The 8,716-nt window shown below is 56.1% G+C and carries 4 protein-coding genes and 1 pseudogene; all 5 read right to left on the reverse strand.

Annotation, left to right across the window (positions count from 1 at the left end):
• A pseudogene (locus tag AAG834_RS13150) lies at positions 1-256 on the reverse strand (hypothetical protein); the annotation flags it as partial.
• The gene (locus AAG834_RS13155) at positions 160-633 is read right to left on the reverse strand and encodes a helix-turn-helix domain-containing protein (RefSeq protein ID WP_446740461.1); all 474 of its coding nucleotides are present in this window, start codon (positions 631-633) and stop codon (positions 160-162) included. The gene AAG834_RS13155 and the pseudogene AAG834_RS13150, both read right to left, overlap by 97 nt.
• A gap of 140 nt (positions 634-773) precedes the next feature.
• The gene (yccS, locus tag AAG834_RS13160; RefSeq protein ID WP_342032394.1) at positions 774-2,921 is read right to left on the reverse strand and encodes a YccS family putative transporter; all 2,148 of its coding nucleotides are present in this window, start codon (positions 2,919-2,921) and stop codon (positions 774-776) included.
• A gap of 255 nt (positions 2,922-3,176) precedes the next feature.
• Complete coding sequence (locus AAG834_RS13165) at positions 3,177-7,385, reverse strand: translocation/assembly module TamB domain-containing protein (protein WP_342032395.1); 4,209 nt, start codon at positions 7,383-7,385, stop codon at positions 3,177-3,179.
• A 338-nt stretch (positions 7,386-7,723) separates the two neighbouring features.
• Positions 7,724-8,218 carry a GlcG/HbpS family heme-binding protein gene (locus tag AAG834_RS13170; RefSeq protein ID WP_342032396.1) on the reverse strand — a complete coding sequence of 165 codons (495 nt, stop codon included), beginning with the start codon at positions 8,216-8,218 and terminating at the stop codon, positions 7,724-7,726.
• Positions 8,219-8,716: the final 498 nt, after the last annotated feature.

Below are 8,716 nucleotides of genomic sequence, written 5' to 3' on the forward strand. Positions count from 1 at the left end.
TGCGCCTTTGCCGGTAGCGTCCTTTATGTCGCCGGTAGGTTTCGACAAGGAGGGCTTTGTCGGCTGCATCGGGGTCGGGTCGGTCTTGGTGGTGGTAGTAAAAGCTGCTTTTGGGCAGGTTTGCGATGTGCAGCAGGTATTTGAGCGGGTGTTGCGCCCTCAGTGCTTGGACGGTTTGGCTTTGTCCTTTTCGGTCCGCTTTTGGCTGAGGGCTTTTAACTCCTTTAGGTAGGCGACCTCTGCGCGCATATAGCACAACTCTTCGATAAGCTCTGCCTGTGTTTTTTCGTGGTCGGGTTTGTCGGCGATGAAGGGGTTTTTGCGGTGTTGGGGCATGGTTTTGGACTGGGGATGTTCAAGTGCGCCGATGCCGCCTTCTTGATAGGCGCGTATCCATCGTCGCAGGTGGGTTCGGGAGATGCCGTAGTGGTCTGCGGTACGCTGTTGGCTGCGTATATGCAGGTAGTGGAGTACGGCTTGGTATTTGAAGTGTAATGTATATTTGCTGATAAAAAAACTGCACCTTAGTGGTTGGAGGGGATGTGTGCAACTTTTGGGGTGCAGTTCAAAACCTTGTTTCGGGTTTTCAGACGACCTTTCGTTTGCCTGCCGATTAATATAGTGGATTAACAAAAATCAGGACAAGGCGACGAAGCCGCAGACAGTACAGATAGTATGGAACCGATTCACTTGGTGCTTCAGCACCTTAGAGAATCGTTCTCTTTGAGCTAAGGCGAGGCAACGCCGTACTGGTTTAAAGCTAATCCACTATATCACACGGCTTGCGGGCTGGCTTCAATGTCGTGCAGGCTGCGGTAGCAGGGGTCGAGCTGGTTGGCGATGAGGGTGAGCTGCCGGTGGAGGATGTGGCTTTGGCGTTCGTCGCCTGCTTCTGTTTGTAAGACTTCCAAGTCGGTTCGGATTTGGGAGAGGGTCGTCTGAAAATCTTGTTCGCTTGTTTGCGGGAGGCGTTCGAGCAGGTCGGCGATGCGGTAGCCGCTTTGGTAGAACTTGCGGACGAAGTCGGGGCTGCACGCGCCGTCCATTTCGCTTCGGTATGCGCCGAGTGCGGAGATGTAGCCGGTCAGGGCGTAGCTGGTTTTGAGGAGGGTGAAGCCGCTTTGCAGGTTGTTGCCGTATTTTTTGGGTTCGCTGCTCATGTCGGAGAGGGTGCTGCTGAGGGTGGCGGTGCGTTCGTGGGCTTGGCGGCGGACGGTGCGGTATTCGACGTCGTCGGCGATGCCGTATTGGAGCTGGTCGAGGATTTTTCTGAGGTAGGCGCCGTTGCCGCCGACGGTTTGGGCGGCGGTTTTTTCGAGGGTGAGGTAACGCCAATCCGGCCAGAGGTAGGTGACGGCTGCCCACGCGAGGACGGAGCCGACGATGGTGTCGATGATGCGGACGGGCATGGCGGCATAGACGTCCAGCCCGGCGAGGGAGAAGCTGGTGAGGGCTTGGATGGTGATGAAGAAGGTGGAGAAGCTGTATTTGTAGCTTCGGGTCATGAAAAACAGGGTGGTGCTGGCGATGACGATCCAGAGTTTGGTTTCGACGGAGGGGGTGAAATAAGGCACGAGGGAGCCGACGATGACGCCGAGGATGGTGCCGGCGATGCGTTGGTACACACGGCTTTTGGTGGCGGTGTAGTTGGGTTGGCAGACGAAAACGGCGGTCAGGAGTATCCAGTAGCCGAGGTTGAGATGGAGGATTTCGACGATGATGCAGGAGGCGGCAACGAGGATGGAGAGGCGCGTGGCATGACGGAACACGCCCGACTCGAAGTTGAGCTGGCTGCGGACGGTCTGCCAGACGTTTTTCAGGCTGCTGTTTTCGAGGGCGGCGATGCGGGTGTCGCTGCTGTTTTCGTTTTCGGCGGGGGAATCGCTGTGTTGGAGTTGGCGCAGTTGGTGGTCGACGCTGCCGAGGTTGTCGAGCAGGCGGCGGATGTGGAGGACGTTGCGGCTTTCGGGGTGGTCGTCGGTGTAGTGCGAGAGAGATTGGCGGCAGCCTTCCATCGCGCGTCCGAGGCGTTTACTGTATGTGTAGTCTTTGCCGTTTCTCAGGGCGGCGGCAACGTTGCGGCACGCCTGCCCCTGCATTTCGAGCAGGCGGCGGATGCGGAAGATGAGGTCGGTGTTTTTGAGGGTGTCGGTCAGCTCGGTATAGTCAGCGTGGGCGGAGCTGACGCGTTCGTGTATGTCTTGGGCGGTGAAGTAGTAGCGCAGCATTTTGGCGGTGCGCGGGTGGCGGTGTTTGCCGCGCAGGCGGTAAAACAGGGCGGCGCGGCATTGGTTGAAGGCGGTAATGACGCCGGTGTTGCTCATGGCGAGGTCGATTTGGCGGTTGCCGAGCCAAGCGGCTTCGTCGGGATCGAAAAAGTCGGCTTTGGCGTCAAAATATCCGCCGAGCGCTTCGTAGGCGTTGGCGACGCTTTCTTGGACGGGGCGGTGCGGGAGGATGATTTGGAAAACGAGTGTGCAGGTGCTGTATAACACAGTCCCGAGCAGAATCATGACGGGATTGGTCAGCCAGAAGGTTTCGGGGGTGTAGGTGAGTGTGGTGTAGGTGGCGACGGCAAGTGCGCCGAACGCGAAGGTGCGGTATTTCAGCCCGACCGCGCCCAAAATGGTAAAGCCGAACGTCATCAGGGTCATGGCGAGGATGAAGGGCAGGCCGGTGCCGAGCGTGCTTTGGGCGACGAGCGATGAAATGGTAAACAGGGCGACGGTGATGATGATGTTTTTCAGACGACCTGTCAGGCGGTTGTCCAAATCGACGAGACCGCCCGCGATGATGCCGAGTACGAAAGGCATGGCGAGCTTGGGCGTGCCAAACCGCCAGACAAGGGTCGCGGCGATAAAGACGCTGGCGAAGACGGGCAGCGAGGTGATGATAAGGGGTTTGAGCGGCGGGAGTTTCATCGTATTGGACGCGGCTTTAAATGGGAATGGTTTGATTATTATGGATGAAATGAAACGGTATTCTAACAGGATTTCAGGGCGGGACGGGGGCTATGGAGTCGTCTGAAAACCTGTCCGACAGCGCCCCTGCGGAACGGATATGACCGACCTGCCTATCTGTCCTCAAGAAAAAGGAACGAGATTGCCGCGCATGAAAAAGGTCGTCTGAAAACCCTAAAGTGTGGTTTTCAGACGACCTTTTCTTTTTCGACGGCGTTATTGCGTTTGCTCGGCTTTTTGTTTTTCCGCTTCTTCGATTTTGCGGTCGTTTTCGTAATCCGAACGGAAGAGCCTGTCGAAACGGATGGTGTATTTCAACTCGCCGCCGTATGAACGGCTGCCGACGCGGGCAACGGCTTGGATGGCGCGGGTGAGCTGGTACACGAGCTTGACCGACTGTTCGGCACTGGAAAGACCGTATTCGTAACCTGCGTAGAGGTTGTTGGTGAACTGCTTGCCGACGGTCAGCACTTGTTCGGCGGGGTTGAGTTCGCCGGTTTGGGCGTTGCGGCTGCGTTGGCTGGTGATGCCCAAATCGTCCACCAGTCCGAGCCTGTCGTTGACCTGTCCGGCAAGGAGCGCGCCTGCTGCTGCAGAAAGTGCGGCATTGTCGCCGTCGCTGCCGCTGCTGGCACGGTTGAGGATGAGCCAAGAAAGTTTGTCTTTTTCGCTCATCGCTTCTTTGGCAACGAGGGTCACGCGCGGATTGTTTAGGCTGCCGAGGACTTCGACGCCTGCACCGACGGGGGAAAGACGGCGTTCGGCGCGGATGTTCAAGTTGGGGTTGTTGAGCGGGCCGACGAAAGAAACCGTACCTTTAGTGATGTCGAGGTCTTGTCCGTAGGCTTTGTAACGGCCTTTGACGACTTTCACCGTACCGACGCCTTGGATGGCTTCGCCCGGGCGGGAAGTGATGGTCAGCTTGCCGCCTATGGTGATGTCTGCGCCGTAACCGACGAAACGGATATTGTCGTTGAGGTTGAGCGTGAGGTTGAGGTTGATAGGCGTCACGGCAGCGGTTTGTTTTTTCTCTTCGCCCAACACGACGACATCGTCGTCCAACGAGGGCATGGAGGATTTTTGCGAACCGAACATACCGTAGTCGCTGTTCAACGTACCGTTGAGGAACACGCCTTTTTGCTGGTTGTATTGCACTTTCGCGCTGCCGGAGAGGCGCAGGCGGCGGTTCGGACGGGAAAGGGTGTCGTATTTGTCGAAGACGACATCCACGTCAACGTCAGGGTCGGCGTTGGCAAGGTTGACCGAGCCTTTCAGCTCGAGCGTACCGCCTTTATGGAACTTGAGGCTGTCGATGACCCAGCGCTGTCCCTGCAAATGGGAACGTAAAACGCCGTTGTCGAGGATGAGGCCTTGGGTTTGGTTGCGGTAGTAGAGGTTTTCGCCGTTGAGCGTACCGGAAAGCTGCGGTTCGCCGACGCGTCCGCCAAGGCTGACGGCGGCATTCAGACGACCTTTGACGGTTTGTCCGACGGGCAGGAAGTTGCGGAAGACTTCGAGGTCGGCGACGTTGAGGTTGAGTTTGCCGCTCAAAGGCGCGGTGTCCATGCTGGCGCCTTGTCCGATGTTGACCGTACCTGCGGCTGTGCCGTAGTTGCTGGTGCCGTTCAAGGTGGCTGCGATGGTGGGCGAACCGACGCGCCCGCCTATGGTGGCGGCTGCGTTCAGACGACCTGTAATGCCTTGCGCGGTGGCGGGCAGGAAGGTTTTGATTGCGCCCAAGTCGGGGACGTTGAGGTTGATTTTGCCGCTTATGGGCGCGTTGGCGATTTTGTTGCCGAACTGCTGGCTGATGCCCAGATTGGCGTTGACGCTGCCGAAACGGGTGCTGCCGTCAAGCGTGCTGTCGATGCGGCCGTTTTGGAAACGGGTGCGCAGGGAGAGCGCGCTTAAGCCCAAAGGCATCTGTTTTTTCGGGTCTTTGTTCGGCAGGATGATGTCGCCGCTTTGGCGGTTGATGTTGAGGTAGCCGCGGGCATTTTGACTGTACGCCAAATCCCAATCGCCGCCGAGTACCAAGTTGTGTTCGACGGGGATTTTGACGAAGTTTTGCAGCTCGGTGATGTGCAGGCTTTGCGCGCTGCCTTTGCTGGTGATGCCGGCTTTTTTGTCCCAAACGAAGTTTTGCAGGTTGAGGCTGCCGCCCATCGCGCTCCAGCGCGCCGCGCTCATGGAAACACGCTCCGCGCCTGCTTCGAGGTTCATGCGGTTTTGCAGTTTGAGGTTGAACGCGCCGCCGATGTCGAGCGTGTCCACGCTGCCTTTCCACTGATTGAAGTCTTTGTTCAGACCGCCCGCCGCGTTGACTTCGAGTTTGTAAGGTTTGCCGTCCAACGCCATGCTGCTGCTGCCGTGTATGCGGTGTTGCGCCCCCGTGCCGTTGAGGGACAGATCGACCGCATCGACGACGGTCGCGCCGCCGGAAAGGGCGATGTGGCTGCCTTTGATGTCGGCGGCAAGCGGACGGTTGATGTCGGGCGTGCCTTTGAGTTTGAAGTCAAGCATACGGATATTGACGGCTTCGCCGACACGCAGCGCGCGCGCTTCGCCGGAGAGGTCGGCTTCGTAGGTTTTCAGCCCGCCCTTGAGGTCGCCTGAAATGTAGCCGCGCGTATTGAGCAGCCCGCCCAGTCCGAAACCGAAACGGGAAAGGTCGGGAGCGGTGATGTCGATATTGAGGAGGTCGCCTTTTTTGCCGAAGCTGCCGTTGGTTTTAACAATATTGTTGCCCAAACGCAGGTCGGTCAGCGCGCGCGGGAGGTGTCCGGATTCGTAAACGACGTCGGCTTTGCCGCTGAGGGGGACGTTGTTTAACGTACTCGGCGCAAACTGCATTTTGCCGGCGAATTTTTCTTTCGCCAGTTCGCCTGAAAGATTGATGGTACCGTTGACGCTGCCGGCGGGCAGTTTTGAGTCTAAGCGGGACGGATTGAACGCCTTGCTGGAAATGTCGAGCTTGAGCAGGCGGTCTTTGAAGAGTTCGAGCGAACCTTGCGCCGTCAGTTCGCCGCCGTTTTGCGGTGCGACGCGGACGCGGTCGAGTTTGAGGGTGCGCTGCCCGTGTTGTCTGTCGGTAACGAAGGACAGTAGTCCGGAGAGTTGCGCGCTGCCGCTTTCAAGATTCCAGTCGATAGCGGGCGAGGCGGTTTCGCCTTTGACGCCGATAAACCCGTTCCACTGACCGGCAACATTGGTGCGGACGAGGTCGTCTGAAACCAGGTTGTTCACATTAATCTTAAGCGCCAGCGCGTTTTTCACCGTATCGACCGTACCGGCGACATTGAAAGAACCTTCCTCCAGCAGCCCGATTTCAGACTCTTGGACGGTTACCACGCCGTTGTCGTTGATGGTGAAGTCCGCCAGAATGTTGCGCACCGGAATGGATTTTGCATCGGCAAAACCCGCCGCCTTGTTTTCCAAGTCGAGCGAACCGTCCAGCGCGATACCGTGCGTAAACGAAGGCACGACGGTCGCGTCAAACGTCAGGTTTGCCTTAGGCAGCGACGGCAGGAACGCGGTCGGGTTGATGTTGAAACCCTTAATCAGCACCTCGCCGATCATCTTATCCAGCGAAGCGGCAAACGGATGCACCGTCGATTTCGCCGACAAATGCACATTGTCGCCGTCCAGCAGAATTTCAGTCTGCACGTCCTGCAAACTGCCCCACAGACGCGCCTTACCCTCTATCGTCTCGCCTTCCAGCTCGCCCTTCGTCTGAATCGTCGTATTGAGCGCAAACGGCTTCTCCAGCCCGACCACCGCCGAACCCGTCGAATTGCTCCACGGCGTATCGAGGGCTTTCAAATCCAAGCGGTGTTCTTTCTGATCGTAATGGTATGCCGCATTCAGATGGTCGAGATAGACCGTCTGCTTATCAAAATTTTTGCCCACGCTGAGTCTGCCCGTTTCTAAACGGTCGATAAACACCAACACAGGCAAATCAATGCTCTCAGGCAGTCCTTTGGACGGCTTTTTCTCTTTCGGCGGCGTCGGCTTCGGCACGACCGCAATATCGCCCGCCACAATTTCAGTAATGTGCAGGCTGCGCTGAAACAGCTCGGACGGCTCCCAATCAAAACGGAACGCGCTGATTTTCACATCCGCCCCATCCGTTTCAATCATCCACTTATCGCCGTGAAAACCCTTAACCAGCGTACCTTCCAGCGTTTCCGACGCAATCTTCACGCCAAACCAGGACGGAATCTTGTACACACCGAAACGCAAACCCGATTCCGTCCCCACCAGCCAGCCGATAAAGCCCACCAGCGCGCACACCAGCACAACCAACGTCAGCAACAGAACCCGCAACCAGCGCCTCTTGCGCTTGGGCGGGGTGGGTTGTGTTTCAGACGACGTAGGCACACTGTTTGGCGTTTCTTGGGTTTCTTGGACTGCTGTTTCGGACATCTTGGCTTTCTTGTATGACTTAACGGCTTCTCAGAACTCCGCCGCACCCGACGGAATCAACTTTTCAGACGACCTATATTAAGGACAGGTCGTCTGAAAAAGGATAATCATATCCCATTGCGGCGAATTGTGCTTGGGAAAGACAGCATTTCAGGTTTCAGACGACTCCATATGCCCGAACGTCATGCCCGAAGCGGTAAAAATGTCAACAAATGCAAAAAGGTCGTCTGAAAAGACAGCGGGGATTTAACCCCACATTTTCAGACGACCTCTGCACATTTCAACAACCCAACGCAAATCAATGAAAAGAAACGCATCGGGTTGCCTCAAGCTGCGGTTTACTTGCCCGACAATACCGCCGCACCTGCTTTCGCGACGCTTTCGTCTTCATCGACCGAGCCGCCGCTCACGCCGACGCTGCCGACGATAACGCCGTTTTTATCCACCAGCAGCACACCGCCGGCAAAAATCACCAAACCGTCGTTGGTCACCTCAATACCGTAAAGCTCACCGCCCGGCTGCGAAGCCTTGCCCAAATCGCGGGTGGACATATTGAAATAGCGTGCCGTTTTCGCCTTTTTCTGCGCAATATCAATGCTGCCGATAAACGCGTCGTCCATACGCGCAAACGCCTTCAAATTACCGCCCGCGTCCATGACCGCGATATTCATCGGCACCTTGATTTCACGTGCCTTTTTCATCGAAGCCTGCACCACCGCCTGCGCCTGAGCCGTCGTCAAATCGCCCGGCAGCGTTTTGGTCAAACCCGCCGAAAACGCCGGCGCACCCAATGCCAAAGTACACAACAATGCAACTGATTTTATGCCGCGCATAACTGTCTCCTTGTATTGAATCAATGAAAGGTATTGCACTTTTGATTGTATGCCTGTCGGCGGAAAGAATAAAGGTCGTCTGAAAACCTGATTTTCAAGTTTTCAGACGACCTCGGATGGGTTTTGGTTTGGTAGTTTCAACAGCAACTGTATTTTTGAACCCGTCGAGCAAAAATACCAAAACTCAAATCAAACCGTTCGGATACCGTTTTCGGCAAAGTAATCATTCAATATTGTCAGCAGTCGGTATACATTGTAGCGTGGGCTTTGCCCACGATAATGTTGGGTAAAAGAGGTCGTCTGAAATTTTGAGTTTGATTCGTGGGCAAAGCCCACGCTACGGGTTTCTATTCTCTCTTGCTACGGTTTTTGCCGTAGCAACTGTATTTTTCACCCCGTCGGGCAAAAATACCAAAACTCAAATCAAGCCGTTTGGATACCATTTTCGGCAAAATAATCACGCATCCGGGCATTCAATATCGTCAGCAGTTTGCGCAT

The organism is Neisseria sp. Marseille-Q2251 (assembly GCF_940793045.1).
Taxonomy (GTDB): domain Bacteria; phylum Pseudomonadota; class Gammaproteobacteria; order Burkholderiales; family Neisseriaceae; genus Neisseria.